Raw genomic sequence first — 20,360 nt, forward strand, 5'->3', positions numbered from 1 at the left:
GCACGACACAGCCAAAGAAGGAGAGAAAGAAGACCCAAATACCCACTGAATAACACGAAAAGCTGGTCCAACGGGTGGGTCAGAATTCAATGCAAATCGTGGGTCAGGATTCCGTGCAAATCAACACGGAGGCCAAACCCAGCAGACGGCTTCATGCCATATTGGTATCGAACGTAGGACTTCGCGAAAGACTTGAAGGGCTCGGCCATCATGACGGGCGAGGATTTTCCGCAGGTTAGATGATTGCTGAATACCAAGCGAACTTGCGAATATTTGCCCTTAAGCTTTACCGTCCGGGACACATTCCAAATGTCTTCCGAAAATACCAGTGTTGTCCCGAAAACCGTGAGTTTAGATTTGCACAGTTCAATAAACCGCGCCACGTTGGCTTGCGCGTCAAAGTCATCGCGAGGGACAAAGGCTACGATATCAGCCATGCGTCGCTGCCCCGTCCGATCGGGCCGCATTGCACATCTGAATTACTTGCGCAACCGCAAGAATGGTGCGGTCGTTGATGGAAGCAATGCGTGAATCGCCCGTCGTATTCATTGACATCTCCCGATCAGCAATGAGAAAGTCGAGCACCTGCTCATGAGGACCGTCTAGCCAAGGCTCGAAGCTGTTGCATGTGTAGCAGGCAATCGGCTTGAGAAGCCCGCAGAAACCATGTGCGCCGCAGCTCGACATCGACTCGAAGTTTCCGGTAATAGCGGGTGCACGGATTCTGCTCAACGGGTCAGTGCCTCTCGACGCCTCAGAACTACCTCGAATTAATTTGCCAGCGAAAGCCTGAGCGATCGGCGCCATCTTGAAGGCAATAGCCCTATCGATTCGGTCGATAATGGCTGGCGTTGCGCCAACATACACGCCGACATGTTGCGTATCGGTATGATCCAGAAGTTCGGCTATCACCAGCGCGCCATGTCCCTCCTCTCCGGCGCGCGTACCAATTGCCGTCCGAAATCGGTGGGCGTTAATCTTAATACGCTTGCCCGTGCGCTCGGACACGACCTTCAGCCTATTGAGGGTGCGCTCGAACGTATCCGAAATTTCACGCGCGGAGCTGTGATAGTAGTCTGCGTGGAATCCCGGCTCAACAGTTTCACGCGGGAACATTGGAGCCTGTGAGGGATCGTCAATAACACCCACGAAGCGGCTTTTGACTTGGGCAGCGTATTCGACAACAACTTTGCCAATCTGGGGGACCAGCACCCGGTCCTTAAATTGGGCACGTGCATTCGCTTGACGGTTTTTTGCACGAGGCATGCGGATCGAGTAAGTCATCGCCCCTTCGTGCTTATAAAGCTGCACAACATCACAGACCTTCAGTGCGGCGTATTGGGTCGGTCGCATACCCAGCGCCATAAACAGCCAACAAAGTGTGTACTGTGCAAGTCCTACCTCTCCGCGACCAAATCCGCTGTTGAGAGCAAGTTGAATCGCTTCCATCTCCATAACCGACAGTGGGCCTTTTACTGGGTCCATCGTCGCAGTGGCGACGCCCTTGAGATTTCCCTTAAGTCGCATCTGATGCAACAACGCATTTGCATCTTCGCTAATTCCGGGATAACCCAACGCGTGCCATTTCTTCAGAAAACCAGCCAACGAACCTAGGTACCACTCCCGCTCCGTGCCCAGATGCGCTCTGAAGTTGAGGATGTCGACGCTCGCTATTTCGCCAATGGGAGAACCGGTCGATTCGGCTAAATGACTAAATAGACGTTTAGCATGACTTAATATATTCTCCGTGTATAGCAACGATCGATTTTGCGCATACCACGCGAGCGTCAATTTAAAGGAGTTCTTAAATTGATCTACGAGATAGTCCAACTTGTCAAATCGAAGCGTTGCCTCGTTCGCAAGTTCGCGAAGAACCCAAACGTCTTGGTCGGGGTCAAACAGGCAGCCCCCTCGTGCCATCAACAACCCTTGCGCGTGGCTTGCATGGAGAAGCGTGCTTGCCCCAATTTTAGTTGCTTTCATCGTTTGGCGTCACCATCTTGCTCTGAAGCTCAAGGGATGCGTTTCGCGCCTTCCGCTCAATTTCTCGTCGCATGTACTTCTCAGCAGTACCGGATGTCTCCGACCAGCCCATCAGGTGAGAGCGCGCCTTTTTCTCCCTCTCTGGGTCCATGCGCTGTTCGTCCGCGAGCCTCGAAAAGTTGTAGTTATTCGTGTGACGGAGCAAATGCGGGAAGACATTCAGCAATTTCGGGTGTTTTGCGTTCAACACGCTAAACATCTTGTTCAAGCCACGCAGGGAAAGCGGCGCTCCGCCATTGGCGACGAACAGGAATGCGTGCTTGCGCGCAGCGAAATAGCGCCGCCGCTCTTCAAAAATGTAAAGACGTGTCCGGCGAGCCAATTCGCCGCTCAACGGAAGAACACGATCGCTCGTCTTAGTATTGGGTTGATTGGCGCGAGGGTCGCTCGGGTCGTCGGCACGCCGAGAGATAAACACCTCGTTTGACCGAAAATTGATGTCGCTGACTTTCACACCGAGCAACTCGCCGCGTCGAACACCGAGGCCCATGAACCATCGCACAATGAGTTCATTGCGCACCTTGGCATGTCGCCCTTCCCATGGGTTCTCGGGCGAATCGACATCGACGATTTTCCATAGAAGGTCTTGGGCGACTTCATCGAGTGCTTTGCGGCAGTGAACCTTGTTTCGGCCCTTTCCAATTGGAATCCGGGCATTCAATCCGGATTCCACAATTTCTTTCGTGCGGAGAAGCGCCGAATGTGACGGATCCCGTGCGCTCAGACTAAGGATGCGCCGATCAACCAACCAACTGATGTACTGCCGAATGTAGCGCATCCGGACACCAGCGGAATCACCATCGACCTCGGGAAGACTGTGCTTTGCTTTGGCTCGGTACGATAAGCGTGAAACGGTGGTGCGGCGTTGGGTGATGTCTGCGTCGGTTACAGACTCGATTTCAGACATCGGGAGACGGCAAAGCTTCGCAAGCGAGTCGAGTTCGCCAAGCCCCAGCAACCGTCCATCCAGGATACGGTTTGCCAGGTCGATCTGATGGGCGTCACAGAACAGAACAAATACCTTTAGCGCACGCAGGACCTGCTCAATCGTCGCACTCGCCCTGTTGCGCGCCCGGAATTCTGTGAGAGTAAAGACCGTCGGGTCAAATAAGGGTATTCCCGTACACAAATTGACCAACAACGGGAATCGCTCGCCCGATTCGAAAACAATGTTCTTGACAGCGTAGCGCCGGGTCATTTATTTACAGTTTTAAAAGTGCCTCATTCGAACAAAGATAGGGCGAACAAGAAAAAATGTAAATAAGAAAAAAGCCCGCATGCGCAGGGCATACGGGCCTTCTAGTTACATCGTCCTAAAAGTACTCGCTAGAAGGGAATATCGTCATCCATCTCATCGAACCCGCCGCCAGCCGGCGCGCTCGGACGGCTCGCGCCACCACCGCCGCCGCTGCCGCCACGCGAACCGCCACCGGACATCGCCCGGCCACCGCCGCCGCCACCACGTTCCATCGGCTCGCCACGGCTGTAGCCGCCTTCGTCGCCACCGCCCATCGACGCGCCGCCGCGGCCGCCCAGCATCTGCATCTGTTCAGCGACGATTTCGGTCGAGTAGCGATCGGTGCCGTCCTGCGCCTGCCACTTGCGCGTGCGGATACGCCCTTCGAGGTAGACCGACGAGCCCTTCTTCAGATATTCCGACACGATTTCCGCGAGGCGGCCGAAGAACGCCACGCGGTGCCATTCGGTCGCTTCCTTCATTTCGCCGGACGCTTTGTCCTTGTAGCGGTCCGTCGTTGCAAGGCGGATGTTCGCCACTGCGTCGCCGCTCGGAAGATAACGGACTTCCGGATCGGCTCCGAGATTGCCGACGAGAATGACCTTGTTCACGGATGCCATGAGTTTCTCCTGTTGATTCCATTTGCAGGCGGCGCGGCACTACGCGGTTCGCGTCTCATGGCCGGCAGGCCCGAGACCGGAAACGCGCCTCTGCCCGCCGCCGGGTGAGTTCTGGATGCGTGGGACGTGCCCCGGGGACATGCCCCGAATACGCTCTGCTATGCCTTGCGCGGCGGCTGTTTCATCTGTGCGGCGATTATAAGCCAGCAGAACACGAGCCCCGAACAGGCGAAGAACACCGCGCTCGCGCCGTTCGCCTTCAGCAGCCAGCCGCCGACCACGCCGCCCAGCGCCAGCCCGATCGACTGCGTGGTGTTGTACACGCCGACCGCCGCGCCCTTGCGGGTGCCGGGCGCGAGTTTCGATACCAGCGACGGCTGCGAGGCTTCGAGAATGTTGAAGCCCAGAAAGTAAACGAAGAGGATCGCCGCCACACTGAGAATCGTATGCGGTGCGACGCCCAATAACAACTGGCCGATCAGGATAAGACCGATCGCCGAAAGCAGCACGATCTTCATCTTGCCGCGCCGTTCCGCGGCGATGATCGCCGGCACCATCATCACGAACGACAGGCCCATTACGGGCAAATAAACTTTCCAGTGTGAAGCAACCGGCAGGCCGCCCGCTTCGAGAATGCGCGGCACGACGAGGAACAGCGCGGTTTGCGTCGCGTGCAGCGCGAGCACGCCGAAGTTCAGGCGCAGCAGCTCGACGTTGTGCAGCACCTCGGCGAACGGCGCGCGCACGTGCACGGGCTTCGGCGCATCGGGCACGATCCACAGCACCACGCCGATCGCGAGAATCGCGAAAATGCCGACCAGCGTAAAGAGCCCGCTCATGCCAAGCCAGTGGAACACGATCGGCGCGCCGACGATCGCCACCGCGAACGACATGCCGATGCTGCCCCCGACCATCGCCATCGCCTTGGTGCGATGCTCCTCGGAAGTAAGGTCGGCGATGAACGCGAGCACCGCCGAGGACACCGCGCCCATGCCCTGGATCACCCGCCCGACGATGATCCACGTCATGTCGTGCGCGCCCGCCGCGACGAAGCTGCCGATCGCGAAGATCAGCAGGCCGGTCGCGATGACGGGCTTGCGGCCCACCCGGTCGGAAATCCAGCCGTAGAAGATGTAGAGCATCGACTGCGTGACGCCATAGGCGCCGAGCGCGATGCCGACGAGCAGCACGTTGTCGCCGCCGGGGATGGTCTTCGCGTAAACCGAGAACACCGGCATGATCATGAAGAGACCGAGCATGCGCAACGCGAAGATGGCGGCAAGCGACATGGTCGCGCGCAATTCGGGCGCGCTCATGCGTGTGGAGATGGCGGACGGATTGGACATCGGAAGCGTTGTTTGAATGAGCCGGACGGCACACCGCGCGGCGAGCCCACGGAGCCGAACCGTCGCCCTGCAGCGCACCTCGAGCCTGCCCTCGCGCCCTGTTCCCGCTGTCAGGAAGCCGTAACGGCGGTCTGGAAAAGTCGTTATAGTAGCAGGTTTGGCCTCCTCCTCTTTCCGCAGTTCATGGAATAAATCCGTGGAACAAATCCGTATTCGTGGGGCTCGCACCCACAACCTGAAGAACGTCAATCTCGACCTACCGCGTCACAAGCTCGTCGTCATCACGGGGCTGTCGGGCTCCGGCAAATCGTCGCTGGCGTTCGACACGCTCTATGCGGAAGGACAGCGGCGCTACGTCGAAAGCCTCTCGGCCTACGCGCGCCAGTTCCTGCAACTGATGGAAAAGCCCGACGTCGATCTGATCGAAGGCCTGTCGCCGGCCATTTCGATCGAGCAGAAAGCGACCTCGCACAATCCGCGCTCGACGGTCGGCACCGTCACCGAAATCCACGACTATCTGCGTCTGCTGTTCGCGCGCGTCGGCACGCCCTACTGCCCCGACCACGAAATTCCGCTCGAAGCGCAAAGCGTCTCGCAGATGGTCGACGCGGCGCTCGCGCTGCCCGAGGAAACGCGCCTGATGATCCTCGCGCCCGTCGTCAGCGATCGCAAGGGCGAGCACACCGATCTGTTCGAGGACATGCAGGCGCAAGGCTTCGTGCGCTTTCGCGTGCGCTCGGGCGGCGGCACGGCCAACGAAGGCACCGCGAAAATCTACGAAGTCGACTCGCTGCCGAAGCTGAAGAAAAACGACAAGCACACGATCGACGTCGTGATCGACCGTCTGCGCGTGCGCCCCGACATGAAGCAGCGCCTCGCCGAATCGTTCGAAACGGCGCTGCGTCTCGCCGACGGCCGCGCCGTCGCGCTCGAAATGGATACGGACAAGGAGCACCTGTTCAGCTCGAAGTTCGCCTGCCCGGTCTGCTCGTATTCGCTGCCGGAACTCGAACCGCGCCTGTTCTCGTTCAACAACCCGATGGGCGCGTGCCCCGAATGCGACGGCCTCGGCCAGATCACCTTCTTCGATCCGAAGCGGGTGGTCGCACATCCGTCGCTGTCGCTCGCGGCGGGTGCCGTGAAGGGCTGGGACCGGCGCAACCAGTTCTACTTCCAGATGCTGCAGAGCCTCGCGGCGTTCTACGACTTCGACATCGACACCGCGTTCGAAGACCTGCCGGAGAAGGTCCGCAAGATCCTGCTGTACGGTTCGGGCAAGCAGGAGATTCCGTTCTCCTACATCAACGAGCGCGGCCGCACTTCCGTGCGCGAACACGTGTTCGAGGGGATCATCCCGAATCTGGAGCGGCGCTACCGCGAAACCGATTCGGCCGCCGTGCGCGAGGAACTCGCCAAGTATCAAAACAACCAGCCCTGCCCGGCTTGTGCGGGCACGCGGCTGCGCCGCGAGGCGCGCTTCGTGCGCATCGGCACGGATGAGGACGCGCGCGGCATCTTCGAGATCAGCGGCTGGCCGCTGCGCGACGCGCTCGGCTACTTCCAGACGCTGCGCCTCGAAGGCTCGAAACGCGAGATCGCCGACAAGGTGGTCAAGGAAATCGTCGCGCGGCTGATGTTCCTCAATAACGTCGGGCTCGATTACCTGTCGCTCGAACGCAGCGCGGAAACGCTCTCGGGCGGCGAGGCGCAGCGCATCCGGCTCGCCTCGCAGATCGGCTCGGGCCTGACCGGCGTCATGTACGTGCTCGACGAGCCGTCGATCGGCCTGCATCAGCGCGACAACGACCGGCTCATCTCGACGCTCAAGCATCTGCGCGATCTCGGCAACTCGGTGATCGTCGTCGAGCACGACGAGGACATGATCCGCATGGCCGACTACGTGGTCGACATGGGCCCGGGCGCGGGCGAGCACGGCGGCATGGTGATCGCCGAGGGCACGCCCGAAGAGGTGCAGCGAAACGCGGCGTCGATGACCGGGCAGTACATGTCGGGCGCGCGCACGATCGAATTCCCCGACGAGCGCAAGGAGCCCGACGAGCGGCACCTGCGCATCGTCGAGGCGCACGGCAACAATCTGCACAACGTGACGCTCGATCTGCCGGTGGGTCTCCTGACCTGCGTGACCGGCGTGTCCGGCTCGGGCAAGTCGACGCTCATCAACGACACGCTCTATCACGCGGTCTCGCATCACCTGTACGGCTCGTCCACCGAGCCCGCGCCGTACGAGTCGATCGAGGGCCTCGAGCATTTCGACAAGGTCATCAACGTCGACCAGTCGCCGATCGGCCGCACGCCGCGCTCGAATCCGGCCACCTACACGGGCCTGTTCACGCCGATCCGCGAGCTGTTCGCGGGCGTGCCGGCCGCCAAGGAACGCGGCTACGATCCGGGCCGCTTCTCGTTCAACGTGAAGGGCGGACGCTGCGAATCGTGCCAGGGCGACGGCGTGCTGAAGGTCGAGATGCACTTCCTGCCCGACGTCTACGTGCCTTGCGACGTCTGCCACGGCAAGCGCTACAACCGCGAGACGCTCGACATCCAGTACAAGGGCTGCAACATCAGCGAAGTGCTCGACATGACGGTCGAACACGCGTACGAGTTCTTCAAGGCCGTGCCGGTCGTCGCGCGCAAGCTGAAAACCTTGCTGGACGTGGGTCTCGGCTATATCCGCCTCGGCCAGTCGGCCACCACGCTGTCGGGCGGCGAGGCGCAGCGCGTGAAACTCTCGCTGGAACTGAGCAAGCGCGACACCGGTCGCACGCTATACATCCTTGACGAACCGACCACCGGCCTGCATTTTCACGACATCGCGCTGCTGCTGGAAGTAATCCACCGGTTGCGCGACCAGGGTAATACCGTCGTGATCATCGAACATAATCTCGATGTAATCAAAACTGCGGACTGGGTCATCGATCTCGGTCCCGAAGGCGGCGCGGGCGGGGGGCAGATCATCGCCCAGGGCACGCCCGAGCAGGTCGCGAAGTCGAAGGCAAGTTTTACCGGCAAGTATCTGGCGCCGCTTCTGAAGCGCACCGCCAGCGCAAAGTAACGCAGCACCTCACGGGTTGGAGACGGAACAAGCCATGACCAAGCGGAATCAGGCGCGCGACGAAGGACGGGTGCAAGACCTGCGGCCACGCCCGGTCAGGCTGACCAGCGACATGAGCCTGCCGAAGCTGTCGGCGGTCGAAATCGGCAGCTACGTGGTGATGCTGTTCGCCATGTGGGCGGTGATCGAACTGAAACTGCTCGGCTCGCTGCTCGCCGGGCTGCTCGTGTTCCAGCTCGTGCATACGATCGCGCCGCGCATCGAGCGCCACATGTCGGGCAAGCGGGCGCGCTGGCTCGCGGTGGTGATCCTCTCCGCGGTGATCGTCGGCGCGTTGACGGGGCTCACGCTCGGCATCATCGAGCACTTCGAGAACGACGTGCCGAGCGTGCAGAATCTGCTCGATCAGGCCATGCAGCTGATCGACCAGGCGCGCGGCCGGATTCCGCAGTTCATCGCCAACTATCTGCCGGTCGACACCGAGCAGATGAAGACGCGCGCCGCGGAACTGATGCACACGCACGCGAACATGCTGCAGCAAGGCGGCACGACCGCGGCGCGCGGGTTTACGCATGTGCTGCTCGGCATGATCATCGGCGCGATCATCGCGGTCGGCGCGCAGAAGCATATCCAGCGGCTGCCGCTGTCCACCGCGTTCGTCACGCGCGTGACGCGTTTCGCCGACGCTTTCCGCCGCATCGTGTTCGCGCAGGTGAAGATTTCCGCGCTCAACGCGGTATTCACCGCGATCTTCCTGCTCGTGATCCTGCCGCTCTTTCACGATCAGTTGCCGCTGTCGAAAACGCTGGTGCTGGTGACGTTCATCGTCGGGCTGCTGCCGGTGATCGGCAATCTGATCTCGAACACGATCATCGTCGCGGTCGCGCTGTCGGTCAGCTTCCCGGCGGCGGTCATGTCGCTCGTGTTCCTGATCCTCATTCACAAGCTCGAATACTTCCTGAACGCGCGGATCGTCGGCGGACAGATCGAGGCGCGCGCCTGGGAACTACTGATCGCGATGCTCGTCATGGAAGCGGCGTTCGGCATTGCCGGCGTGATCGCGGCGCCGATTTTCTATGCGTATATCAAGCGCGAGCTGATTTATCTGCGGCTCGTCTGAGCGTGAGCGGCGGAAGGGGCAAAAAAGACGGAAGGAGCGGATAAGGCGGGCGGGCCTCGCGGCCGAACCGGTTGATCGAAGCCGGCGCTCGTGTCAGGTGAGACATTCGAGAACGGACGGCTCAAGCTCACACTGAGCCCCACGCTGGCAAAGCAAAGCGGCACTACGGTGCCGCTTTTTTTTCGCCTTGCGCTGCGACACACGACTTGCCACACACGACAGCGTTTTCCCTGACAGAAAACTTGCAGCGGATCGTACAAGCCCATAAGATGAGAATAATTCCCATTTACAAGACGATTCGCATCGTGATATTTCGCCTGAATTTCCGCCCTGGCTCGGCCCCGGGTTTCCGCTTCGCCCGGCCGGTTCGCGCATGAGAGGCCAGCTCGTCCGTCTGCACCGCTGGTTCGGCGTCGCCACCGCGTTGTTTCTGTTCGTCGCCGGTCTGACCGGGGCGATCATCGCCTGGGACCACGAACTCGATGCGGCGCTAAACCCATCGTTCTACCAGGCCCGTACGGCCGGCCCGGCGCTGTCGAGCCTCGAACTCGCGAACCGCGTCGAGGCGGCCGACCCGCGTCTTCAGGTGACCTATCTGCCGCTAGAAGTCGAGCCCGGCCAGACATTGCAGATGATGGTGCTGCCGCGCACCGATCCGGCCACCAGGAAGCCCTACCCGCTCGACTTCAACCAGATCGCCGTCGATCCCGTCACCGGCGAAATCCAGGGACGCCGCGAATGGGGCGCCGTGTCGCTCGCGCGGCTCAACCTGATTCCATTCATCTACAAGCTGCATTACACGCTGCAGTTGCCGTTCATGGGCGGCTTCGACGTCGGCACGTGGCTGATGGGGATCGTCGGCATCGTCTGGCTGTTCGATAGCGCGATCGCGCTATGCCTGTCGTTTCCAAGCTTCAAGGCCTGGCGCAAGTCGTTCGCGTTCCGCCTGAAGCGCGGCGGCTACGCGCTCACGTTCGATCTGCACCGCTCCGGCGGCGTATGGATCTGGGGCGTGCTGATGATCGTCGCGCTGACGTCGATCTCGATGAACCTGTCGTCGCAGGTGGTGCGCCCGATCGTCTCGCGCCTCTCGACGCTGACGCCCGATCCGATCAACAACCCGGAAATCCTGCGCGCGCCGCAGCCGGGCGATCGGGTATTGAGCCGCGAGCGCATCGTCGACATCGCGCGACAGGCCGGCAAGGACAGGCATCTGACCGTACCGCCGGGCGGCCTCTACTACGCCGGAGGCCTGCATGCGTACGGCGTCGGCTTCTATGCGCCCGGCAACGATCACGGCGACATCGGCCTCGGCAACCCGTGGATGTACTGGGACGCCGTCACCGGCAAACAGCTCGCCGCGCAGATTCCCGGCAAGGGCACCGCGGGCGACATCTTCATGCAGGTGCAATTCCCGCTGCACTCGGGGCGCATTCTGGGCCTGGGCGGACGGATTCTGATCAGTGCGACCGGTATCGCAGTAGCCGTGCTGAGCATCACGGGCCTGCTGATCTGGCTGAAGAAGCTGAACGCGCGCCGCCGTTCCGCGCATAACGCGAATCTTCTCGCGCGCAACCCGGACGGAGCCCATGGAACGAACGGCGCGAGTGGAACGGCCGTGCGCTCATAGGAGAGCGCGAGGGACATCACGCCAGGAAAACCGCCATTGCGCCGGCCTCGACCGGCGCAATGCCTATTCGGCAACGGTTAGCGGAACACCACCGTCTTGCTGCCGTTCAGCACGACGCGATGCTCGACGTGCCACTTCACCGCACGCGCGAGCGTCACGCATTCGACGTCGCGGCCGATCGCCGTCAGTTGCTCCGGCGTCATGCTGTGATCGACGCGCTCGACTTCCTGCTCGATGATCGGGCCTTCGTCGAGATCGGTCGTCACGTAGTGAGCGGTCGCGCCGATCAGCTTCACGCCGCGATCGAACGCCTGGTAATACGGCTTCGCACCCTTGAAGCTCGGCAGGAACGAGTGGTGAATGTTGATCGCGCGGCCGGCCAGCGCTTCGCACAGCGTCGGCGACAGAATCTGCATGTAGCGCGCGAGCACCACGAGGTCGGCCCGATGCTCGTTGATGACGTCGAGCACGCGCGCTTCCTGCGCGGCCTTCGCGTCCGGCGTGCCGCCGAGCAGCGGGAAGTGATGGAACGGAATGTCGTAGCTCGCGGCGAGCTGGTAGAACTCCTTGTGGTTCGAGATGATCGCCGGAATGTCGATGTTGATCTGACCGGTGCGGTAGCGGAACAGCAGATCGTTCAGGCAGTGGCCGATTTTCGACACCATAATCACGACGCGCGGCTTCACGCTCGCATCGTGCAACTCCCAGCGCATGCCGAACTGTTCGGCGAGCGTCGCGAACGAGGCACGCAACGCGTCGAGCCCCGGATCGCCGCCCACCTGCTGAAAATGCACGCGCATGAAGAATTCGCCGGTGCCGCTGTCGCCGAACTGCGCGGAGTCGAGAATATTGCTGCCACGCTCGAACAGAAAGCCCGACACGGCGTGAACGATGCCGGGCCGGTCGGCGCACGACAGTTTGAGGATAAAGCTGTGATCGGTCGACATGACCTCGGTGACTCCCTTCTTCAATGCGTGGTTTGTTTCAGTGCGTTCAGTGCGTACGGGCTGTGCGGGGCGAGCCGAATCCTGGCGCTTAAGAATCCAGGCGCCTAACCTAGCCCTGCTTCGGCGGCGCGAACAGCGCGTCGATGCCCGCGCACGCGTCCTCGTCGATCCAGCGGCGGCGCAGCAGACAGTCGAGCGTGGCGAGGCTCGCATCCACCGTCAGCGCGCTTTCCTCGACCCAGCGCGCGACTTCGTCGATACGCGCAAGCCGGTGTTCGCCCACTTCGCCGTCCTGGTTGCGCGGCGCGAAGTCGGCAGGCAGCGCAAGGTCGTAGATGAAAATCTGCTCGGCCTGCGTGCCTTCCGGCAGCGATTGCAGCACATGCGCGGTGCGGCCCGCGACCGCGCGCGAGGCGATCTCCGCCGGGATGCCGGCTTCTTCCCAGCATTCCTTGACGATCGTCTCGCCGATGCCGAAGCCCCAGCCGATCCCGCCCGCGACGACATTGTCGAGCATGCCGGGGTCGGTCGCCTTGGTCTCGCTGCGGCGCGCGATCCATAATTGCGGCGCGCCATCCGCGTATTCTACGATGCCGTTCAGATGCACCGCGTAGGTCATCGTGCCGAAGAAGCGCGACGCGGCGCGCTCGATATAGGCGAGCGGCGGCGCGTCGAACGCGTTGCGGATCGCGTAGGTCTCGTTGCGCCAGCCGGGAATGCGGCCATCGGCGGCGAGCGCGCCGATCACCGAAGCGAGCGCCGCGCTGCGTAGATCGACGGTGTCGAATGCGGCGGCAAGCGTCACGGCATCGCTAGCGATTTCGAACACGTCGGGCCAGCGCGCGAGCAACGGCACGTCGTGTTCGCGAATCCAGCCGACCTGTTCGGCGCCGATTCTGAACGGCCGGTGAGCGCTGGCGTCGAAGCGGCGCGCGGCGGTGATGCAAGGCAAAGTCATCGAAAACTCCAGACTGTCCGCACGACGGCGAACCTAAGCAAAGCAAATGCAAGCGTGTCGGTCGACACGTCTCAATCACGCAACGCGACGCGAATCCCGATCGCAATGAACGTCGCGCCGGCCAGGCGATCGAGCCACACGCCCACGCGCGGCCGCCGTCTGAGCCAGCCGCCGATGAGGCCCGCGCAGACGCCGAACAGCGAAAACACCACGACCGTCTGCAACATGAAGAGCACGCCGAGTTCGAGCATCTGCACCGTCACGCTTTGCGCGCCATGCGGCTGCACGAACTGCGGCAGGAACACGACGAAGAACAGCGTGACCTTCGGGTTCATCAGATTGCCGAGCACGCTCTGGCGGAACACCGCGCCAAGCGGCTGCGGCGCGCGCTGATGCGCGGTCGCGAGCCCCTCGCTGCGCAGCGCCTTGATGCCGATCCAGACCAGATATGCGGCGCCCGCGAGCTTGATCGCCTCGAACGCGAGCGGCAACGAACGCAGCAGCGCGGCGACGCCGAGCGCCGCGAGCGTCGTATGAAACGTGATGCCGGCGGCAAAGCCGAGCGCGGCGACGAAGCCGGCCGCGCGGCCCTGCGAGATGCCGCGCGCGAGCACCTGCAGATTGTCCGGACCGGGCGCCACGGTAATCGCGATCGAGGTGGCGAGAAACAGCAGGAAGTTGGGCATCGTCATGGCCTTCTCGTGGGGCGGCGGGTGAGTATCTGATGAATGCCGGATGAGTGCCGGGCGGTTGCGTGCCGGGTGCGGCACGCGCGGCACCGCACGCTCAATGTCCGTCGAAACTCGTCACCGTATACAGCGCAAGGCCGCCCTCGCTCAACAGCGTCGAACCGCCCAGCTCGGGCAGATCGACGATCGCCGCGCCTTCCACGACGACCGCGCCGAGCCGTTCGAGCAACTGCTTGCCGGCCATCATCGTGCCGCCGGTCGCGATCAGATCGTCGATGATCACGACGCGGTCGCCGGGTTCGCACGCATCCTCGTGAATCTCGACGGTCGCGGTGCCGTACTCCAGTTCGTACGATTGCGAGATCCTCTTGTACGGCAGCTTGCCCGCCTTGCGGATCGGGATGAAGCCGAGGCTCAGCTCATGCGCGACGATCGGCCCGATGATGAAGCCGCGCGCATCGAGCCCGGCGATGTAGTCGAGCTTCGCGTCGATATAGCGCTGCACGAACAGGTCGATCAGCACGCGCAGCGACTTCGGCTCGCGCAACAGCGGCGTGATGTCGCGAAACTGCACGCCGGGCTGCGGCCAGTCGGGCACCGTGCGAATGTGACTTCTGATGTAGTCGGCCGCATCGAGCGGCGCGCTCGCGAGCGCGTTGGACATGATGACTCCGGATGGACCTGGAAAGGCCCGGTGAAAAGCTGGCTAAAGGATTCGTAAAGGACTCACTTCGGCGGCCGGCGTCAGGCCGCGGCGGCGCCCGCGCGGCGATGCTTCTTCGAGAGCCGTTCCTCGGCTTGCGCCAGTTGTTCGGGCAGACCGCGCAGCACCACGATGTCGCTCGCGCGCAGTTTCGTCGACGGGTCCGGTTCGACACCGCGGATGCCATGCCGGCGGATCGCGGTCACTTCGACGCCGAGTTCGAACAGGCCCAGCTCCGCGAGCGTGCGGCCCACCGCGTCGGCGCTGGCGTCGACCGGAACCGATTGTAGCCGCACCTGTTCGTGGCCGTCGTCGTCCTCGATGTCGTCGGCGCCGTGGAAGTAGCCGCGCAAGAGCGAATAGCGCTCGTCGCGCATCTCCTCGACGCGCCGCACCACGCGCCGCATCGGCACGCCCATCACGACGAGCGTGTGCGAGGCGAGCATCAGGCTGCCCTCGACGATCTCCGGAATCACTTCGGTCGCGCCGGCGGCCAGCAGCTTTTCCAGATCGGAATCGTCGACGGTGCGCACGATGACCGGCAGCGTCGGCTCCATCTCGTGGATGTTGTGCAGCACGCGCAATGCCGAGGGCGTATTCGCATAGGTGATCGCGATCGCAGCCGCGCGGTGCAGGCCCGCCGCCAGCAGCGATTCGCGCCGCCCCGCATCGCCGAACACGACCGATTCGCCGGCCGCCGCGGCCGCCGCGACACGGTCCGGGTCGAGGTCGAGCGCGACGTACGAGAGCCCTTCGTGTTCGAGCATGCGCGCGAGGTTCTGCCCGGCGCGGCCGTAGCCGCAAATGATCACGTGGCCGCTCTGCTTGAGGCTTTGCGTCGCGATGCGCGTCATCTGCAGCGACTGCATCATCCATTCGGTCGACGACAGCCGCAGCACGATGCGGTCGGCGTTCTGGATCATGAACGGCGCGGCGAGCATCGACAGCAGCATCGCCGCGAGAATCGCCTGCAACAGCGTCGCGTCGACGAGATGGCGGTCGAGAATCAGGTTCAGCAGCACGAAGCCGAACTCGCCGGCCTGCGCGAGGCCGATGCCGGTGCGCATCGCCACGCCCGGCGTCGCGCCGAAGAGCCGCGCGAGGCCGGTGATCATCACGGCCTTCAGCAAAATCGGCCCGACGAAAAAGCCCAGCACGATGAGCGGATGCTCCCAGATCACGCGCGGATTGAGCAGCATGCCGGTCGTCACGAAGAAGAGCCCGAGCAGCACGTCGCGAAACGGCTTGATGTCTTCTTCCACCTGATGCCGGTACGGCGTCTCGGCGATCAGCATGCCGGCGATGAACGCGCCGAGCGCGAGCGACAGGCCGAACTTGTCGGTGATGAACGCGGCGCCGAGCGTGACGAGCAGCAGGTTGAGGATGAACAGTTCCTGCGAGCGGCGCCGCGCAACCACGTTGAACCAGCGCGTCATGAAGCTCTGGCCGACGATCAGCAGCAGCGCCAAGGCCACGACGATCTTGATCGCCGCGATGCCGAGCGCGCTGACCAGATTCTCCGAGCGCCCGCCGAGCGCGGAAATGATGATGAGCAGCGGCACCACCGCCAGATCCTGAAACAGCAGCACGCCGAAGATATTGCGGCCGTGCTCGGTTTCGATTTCGAGCCGCTCGGCGAGCATCTTGCTGACGATCGCCGTCGACGACATCGCGAGCGCGCCGCCCAGCGCCACGCTCGCCTGCCACGTGATATGCACCCAGCGCTCGAGCACGAAGCCGAGCGACACCGCCACCGCGACCGTGCCGATCACCTGCAGCAAGCCGAGGCCGAACACGAGCCGGCGCATCGAGCGCAGCTTGGAGAGCGAAAATTCGAGTCCGATCGAGAACATCAGGAACACGACGCCGAATTCGGCGAGGTTCTGCGCGCCCGCCGAATCGGGAATCAGCCCGAACGCATGCGGCCCGACGACGATGCCGACCGTCAGGTAGCCGAGCATCGGCGGCAGATTCAGGAAGCGAAAGATCACCACGCCCGCCACCGATGCCAGCAGCAGGAACAACGTCATTTCGAGCGGGGAAATCATCGGCAAAAACGCATGGGTGAGGCGTCCTCGTTCGTCAACGGAACCCGCGCGCGCAGGACACCGCGCGGCAGGGTCGGGGGGCCGGAAAAAAACGCTAAAGGGCTGCTAAAGGGGCTGGCGAAAAGCTCGTGCAGCCGGCGGCTTGGCACAGCAGGCCCGGCGCGGCGAACAGGCGCCTTTGCTATACTCCGCGAATGATAGCGAAAATCAATGGCGACAGGGCACTCGCGCTGGCTCGCGACGTGCTCGACATCGAAGCGGACGCCGTACGCGCGCTTCGCGATCAGCTCGACGGCAGCTTCGTCGGCGCGGTCGATCTCATCCTGGGTTGCGGCGGACGCGTGGTCGTTTCCGGCATCGGCAAGTCCGGCCACGTGGCCCGCAAGCTCGCGGCCACGCTGGCGAGCACCGGCACGCCGGCGTTCTTCGTGCATCCCGCGGAAGCCAGCCATGGCGACCTCGGCATGGTCACCGCCGACGACGTCTTCCTCGCGCTATCCAATTCCGGCGAAACCGAAGAACTCGTGGCGATCCTGCCGCTCATCAAGCGGATCGGCGCGAAGCTGATCGCGATGACGGGCCGCCCGGCGTCGAGCCTCGCGCAACTGGCCGACGTGCACCTGAATTCCGCCGTCGCCAAAGAAGCCTGTCCGATGAATCTCGCGCCCACCGCCAGCACCACCGCCGCGCTCGCGCTCGGCGACGCGCTCGCGGTCGCGGTGCTCGACGCGCGCGGCTTCGGCCGCGACGATTTCGCGCGCTCGCATCCGGGCGGCGCGCTCGGCCGGCGCCTGCTCACTTATGTACGCGACGTGATGCGCACCGGCGAGCAGTTGCCGCGGGTCACGCCCGAGTCGACCGTCAGCGACGCGCTCTTCCAGCTGACCGCGAAGCGCATGGGCATGACCTCGGTGGTCGACCATAACGGCCGCGTGACCGGCATCTTCACCGACGGCGACCTGCGCCGCGTGCTCGAACGCGACGGCGATTTCCGCCAGTTGCCGATCGCCTCGGTCATGACGGCCAGCCCGCGCACGATCGGCCCCGATCACCTCGCGGTCGAAGCCGTGGAACTGATGGAGCGTTATCGCATCAATCAGATGCTGGTCGTCGACGAAGCGGGCAAGCTGATCGGCGCGCTCAACATGCACGACCTGTTCTCCAAGAAGGTGATCTGATGGCCGTGGCTCCCCTTACCGCGACTGAACGCGCCAGCCGCGTGAAGCTGATGATTTTCGACGTCGACGGCGTGCTGACCGACGGCGGCCTGCTGTTCACGGCGGAAGGCGACACGATGAAGGGCTTCAACTCGATGGACGGCCACGGCATGAAGCTGCTGCGCGAGGCCGGCATCGAAACCGCCATCATCACCGGGCGCAAGTCCGGCATCGTGGCGGCGCGGGTGAAGGAAATGAACATCACGCACGTCTATCAGGGCGTGCAGGACAAGCCGGCGGCCTTCGCCGACCTGCTGCAGCAAACCGGCCTCGCCGCCGAAGACTGCGGCTACATGGGCGACGACTGGGTCGATCTCGCGGTAATGCTGCGCGTCGGCTTCGCGGCCGCGCCGGCCAATTCGCATCCCGAGGTGATCGCGCGGGCGCACTGGGTCAGCGAGGCGCGCGGCGGCCACGGCGCGGCGCGCGAAGTGTGCGACACGCTGCTGCGCGCGCAGCACAAATACGAAGCACTGCTTGCGGCGGCCTGCAGCGGCGAGCAGCGGGGCCTCGTCGGATGAACCAGTTTCGCCTGACTTCGCTGATTCCGCTCGTCGCGATGGCGGCGCTCGCCGGCATCACCTGGTGGCTGCTGCAAGCCACCCTGCCGCGCAAGAGCGACAACGAGGTACGCCCCAAGGAACACACGCCCGACTATTTCGCGGACAACTTCTCGGTTTCCGAACTCGACCAGTCGGGCGCGACGCAATACCGGCTGACCGCGCAATCGCTGATCCATTACGAGGACGACGAAATGAGCGACCTCGTCAAGCCGGCCATGCGCGCGTTCCAGCCCGGCAAGCCGATCGTCACCGCGACCGGCGACACCGGCACGGTCAACGCGGACGCCTCGATCGTCAATCTGTACCAGAATGCCCGCATCCTGCGCGCGCCCGGCAACGGCGATCCGCAGATGCAGGCCGATTCCGAGCATTTCAGGGTGCTCGTCAACGACGATGTGATCGAGACCGAAAAGCCAGTTAAACTTCAGCGCGGCATGTCGGTAATGACTGCCAGCGGCATGAAATACAACAATGTCACCCGGGTTATGCAGCTGTTCGGCAATGTAAGAGGCGCAATCGCCGCAACCGACGCCGGCGGCGGCTCGTCCCACTAACCCGGGCCATTCATTCCAGGCATGACTGCATGAACGAATCGTTCCCCCGTTTTGATACCGGCCTCGCGCGCGCGCTGTCGGCGTGCCGCGCCGGGCTCGCCGCGCTCGCCGTCGCGCTGCCGCTCGCCGGCTTCGCGCCGCTCGCGCACGCGGACCGCGCCGACAAGGACAAGCCGCTGAACATCGAAGCGGACAACATGACTTACGACGACCTGCGGCAGGTCAGCATCTTCACGGGCCACGTGGTCGCCACCAAGGGGACGATCCTCATCAAGGCCGATCGTGTCGAAGTGTCGCAAGACCCGCAGGGCTACCAGTACGCCACCGGCACCTCGAGCGGCAGCAATCTGTCGTACTTCCGCCAGAAGCGCGAAGGGCTCGACGAATACATCGAAGGCACGGCCGTGCGGATCGACTACGACGGCAAGCAGGATCTGACCACGCTCACCACCAACGCGACGGTGCGCCGCCTGCAAAGCATGACGACGCTGCTCGACCAGGTGCATGGCAGCGTCATCACCTATGACGGCCAGAACGACTTCTACACCGCGAAGGCCGGCAAGGACGTCGCGAGCCCGGGCAACCCGACTGGCCGCGTGCGCGCGATGCTCGCGCCGCGCAACGGCGGCGCCGCGCCGCTGACCGGCGCCTCGGCCACGCTCGCGCCGTCCACCTCGATCCAGGGAGCGCCGAACCAGTGAGCACCATCAGCGGCAACATCGCGCCCCTGCCCAATCGCAAGCCGGCCGGCACCAGCAGTTCGCTGGTCGTGCGCAATCTGAAGAAGCGCTATGGCTCGCGCACGGTCGTCAAGGACGTCTCGCTCGACGTGAAAAGCGGCGAGGTGGTCGGCCTGCTCGGCCCGAACGGCGCCGGCAAGACCACGTCGTTCTACATGATCGTGGGTCTCGTGCCGCTCGACGCCGGCGAAATCGATCTGGACGGCAAATCGATCAGCCTGCTGCCGATCCACAAGCGCGCCTCGCTCGGCCTGTCGTATCTGCCGCAGGAAGCCTCGGTGTTCCGCAAGCTCAGCGTCGAGGAAAACATTCGCGCGGTGCTCGAATTGCAGCACGAAGAAAACGGCAAGCGGCTCAGCAAGGACGCCATCAGGTCGCGCACCGAAGCGCTGCTCGACGAGCTGCAGATCGCGCATCTGCGTGACAATCCGGCGCTGTCGCTGTCGGGCGGCGAGCGCCGCCGCGTGGAAATCGCCCGCGCGCTCGCCACCAACCCGAGCTTCATTCTGCTCGACGAACCGTTCGCGGGCGTCGATCCGATCGCGGTGCTGGAAATCCAGAAGATCGTCAAGTTCCTGAAGCAGCGCAATATCGGCGTCCTGATTACCGACCACAACGTGCGCGAGACGCTCGGCATCTGCGATCACGCGTACATCATCAGCGACGGCAGCGTGCTCGCGGCCGGCGCGCCCAGCGAGATCATCGAGAACGAAAGCGTACGGCGCGTCTATCTCGGCGAACACTTCCGCATGTAAGCACATCAAGGGTCGCCGGCCGCGCGAATACGCACGGCCGGTCCTTTTTGCGGCATCCGCACATTCGCCGCCTCTCGTCTCCCCGCACGTCCATTTCCGCACGGCATCGGCTGGCGCCTC

18 protein-coding genes are annotated in these 20,360 nt (G+C 63.3%); 8 read left to right on the forward strand and 10 right to left on the reverse strand.

The window, feature by feature from the left end:
• Positions 1-86 precede the first annotated feature (86 nt).
• The 5 genes from F3J19_RS26140 to F3J19_RS26160 all read right to left on the reverse strand — a co-directional run bounded on the left by F3J19_RS26140 (position 87) and on the right by F3J19_RS26160 (position 5,246).
• Positions 87-437, reverse strand: a complete 351-nt coding sequence (locus F3J19_RS26140) for a hypothetical protein (protein WP_167048254.1) — start codon at positions 435-437, stop codon at positions 87-89.
• Positions 430-1,983: a site-specific integrase gene (locus tag F3J19_RS26145; RefSeq protein WP_205193248.1), complete on the reverse strand. Its 1,554-nt coding sequence runs from the start codon at positions 1,981-1,983 to the stop codon at positions 430-432. Before F3J19_RS26145 ends, F3J19_RS26140 begins: the two co-directional genes overlap by 8 nt.
• On the reverse strand, positions 1,970-3,241 hold the full coding sequence (locus F3J19_RS26150; protein WP_167048256.1) for a site-specific integrase: 1,272 nt from the start codon (positions 3,239-3,241) through the stop codon (positions 1,970-1,972). Before F3J19_RS26150 ends, F3J19_RS26145 begins: the two co-directional genes overlap by 14 nt.
• A 128-nt stretch (positions 3,242-3,369) precedes the next feature.
• Positions 3,370-3,900 carry a single-stranded DNA-binding protein gene (locus tag F3J19_RS26155; RefSeq protein WP_167048258.1) on the reverse strand — a complete coding sequence of 177 codons (531 nt, stop codon included), beginning with the start codon at positions 3,898-3,900 and terminating at the stop codon, positions 3,370-3,372.
• Positions 3,901-4,058: 158 nt separating this feature from the next.
• Positions 4,059-5,246 carry an MFS transporter gene (locus tag F3J19_RS26160; RefSeq protein WP_167048260.1) on the reverse strand — a complete coding sequence of 396 codons (1,188 nt, stop codon included), beginning with the start codon at positions 5,244-5,246 and terminating at the stop codon, positions 4,059-4,061.
• Positions 5,247-5,442: 196 nt separating this feature from the next.
• On the opposite strand from F3J19_RS26160, the gene uvrA reads away from it, so the two are divergent.
• The 3 genes from uvrA to F3J19_RS26175 all read left to right on the forward strand — a co-directional run bounded on the left by uvrA (position 5,443) and on the right by F3J19_RS26175 (position 11,066).
• Positions 5,443-8,316, forward strand: a complete 2,874-nt coding sequence (gene uvrA / locus F3J19_RS26165) for an excinuclease ABC subunit UvrA (protein WP_167048262.1) — start codon at positions 5,443-5,445, stop codon at positions 8,314-8,316.
• 34 nt (positions 8,317-8,350) lie between these two features.
• Positions 8,351-9,436, forward strand: a complete 1,086-nt coding sequence (locus tag F3J19_RS26170) for an AI-2E family transporter (protein ID WP_167048264.1) — start codon at positions 8,351-8,353, stop codon at positions 9,434-9,436.
• 373 nt (positions 9,437-9,809) lie between these two features.
• Positions 9,810-11,066, forward strand: a complete 1,257-nt coding sequence (locus F3J19_RS26175; protein ID WP_167048266.1) for a PepSY-associated TM helix domain-containing protein — start codon at positions 9,810-9,812, stop codon at positions 11,064-11,066.
• Between the two features lie 77 nt (positions 11,067-11,143).
• Here F3J19_RS26175 and purU read toward each other — a convergent pair whose 3' ends face one another.
• The 5 genes from purU to F3J19_RS26200 all read right to left on the reverse strand — a co-directional run bounded on the left by purU (position 11,144) and on the right by F3J19_RS26200 (position 16,411).
• On the reverse strand, positions 11,144-12,013 hold the full coding sequence (gene purU / locus F3J19_RS26180; protein WP_167048268.1) for a formyltetrahydrofolate deformylase: 870 nt from the start codon (positions 12,011-12,013) through the stop codon (positions 11,144-11,146).
• Positions 12,014-12,122: 109 nt separating this feature from the next.
• Entirely contained in the window at positions 12,123-12,971 is an 849-nt protein-coding gene (locus F3J19_RS26185) for a DUF4743 domain-containing protein (protein ID WP_167048270.1), read from the reverse strand.
• Positions 12,972-13,042: 71 nt separating this feature from the next.
• A complete protein-coding gene (locus tag F3J19_RS26190; RefSeq protein WP_167048454.1) occupies positions 13,043-13,657 on the reverse strand; it encodes a LysE family translocator in 615 nt (204 codons plus the stop codon).
• Between the two features lie 100 nt (positions 13,658-13,757).
• Positions 13,758-14,324, reverse strand: coding sequence for an adenine phosphoribosyltransferase (locus F3J19_RS26195; RefSeq protein ID WP_167048272.1), 567 nt, complete (start codon positions 14,322-14,324; stop codon positions 13,758-13,760).
• Positions 14,325-14,404: 80 nt separating this feature from the next.
• A complete protein-coding gene (locus tag F3J19_RS26200) occupies positions 14,405-16,411 on the reverse strand; it encodes a cation:proton antiporter (protein ID WP_167048274.1) in 2,007 nt (668 codons plus the stop codon).
• A 194-nt stretch (positions 16,412-16,605) separates the two neighbouring features.
• Here F3J19_RS26200 and kdsD point away from each other — a divergent pair, with 194 nt between their 5' ends.
• Genes kdsD through lptB form a run of 5 tightly spaced genes read left to right on the forward strand, consistent with a single transcriptional unit; the run spans position 16,606 to position 20,240 of the window.
• Positions 16,606-17,589 carry an arabinose 5-phosphate isomerase KdsD gene (kdsD, locus tag F3J19_RS26205; protein ID WP_167048276.1) on the forward strand — a complete coding sequence of 328 codons (984 nt, stop codon included), beginning with the start codon at positions 16,606-16,608 and terminating at the stop codon, positions 17,587-17,589.
• Positions 17,589-18,149, forward strand: a complete 561-nt coding sequence (locus tag F3J19_RS26210) for an HAD family hydrolase (RefSeq protein WP_167048278.1) — start codon at positions 17,589-17,591, stop codon at positions 18,147-18,149. Before kdsD ends, F3J19_RS26210 begins: the two co-directional genes overlap by 1 nt.
• The gene (gene lptC, locus F3J19_RS26215; protein ID WP_167048280.1) at positions 18,146-18,745 is read left to right on the forward strand and encodes an LPS export ABC transporter periplasmic protein LptC; all 600 of its coding nucleotides are present in this window, start codon (positions 18,146-18,148) and stop codon (positions 18,743-18,745) included. The genes F3J19_RS26210 and lptC overlap by 4 nt, the downstream gene beginning before the upstream one ends.
• A gap of 29 nt (positions 18,746-18,774) precedes the next feature.
• Entirely contained in the window at positions 18,775-19,446 is a 672-nt protein-coding gene (lptA, locus tag F3J19_RS26220; RefSeq protein ID WP_167048282.1) for a lipopolysaccharide transport periplasmic protein LptA, read from the forward strand.
• Between the two features lie 17 nt (positions 19,447-19,463).
• Entirely contained in the window at positions 19,464-20,240 is a 777-nt protein-coding gene (gene lptB, locus F3J19_RS26225; RefSeq protein WP_167048456.1) for an LPS export ABC transporter ATP-binding protein, read from the forward strand.
• Positions 20,241-20,360 lie beyond the last annotated feature (120 nt).

Source organism: Burkholderia sp. Ax-1724, assembly GCF_011752995.1.
Lineage (GTDB): Bacteria > Pseudomonadota > Gammaproteobacteria > Burkholderiales > Burkholderiaceae > Paraburkholderia.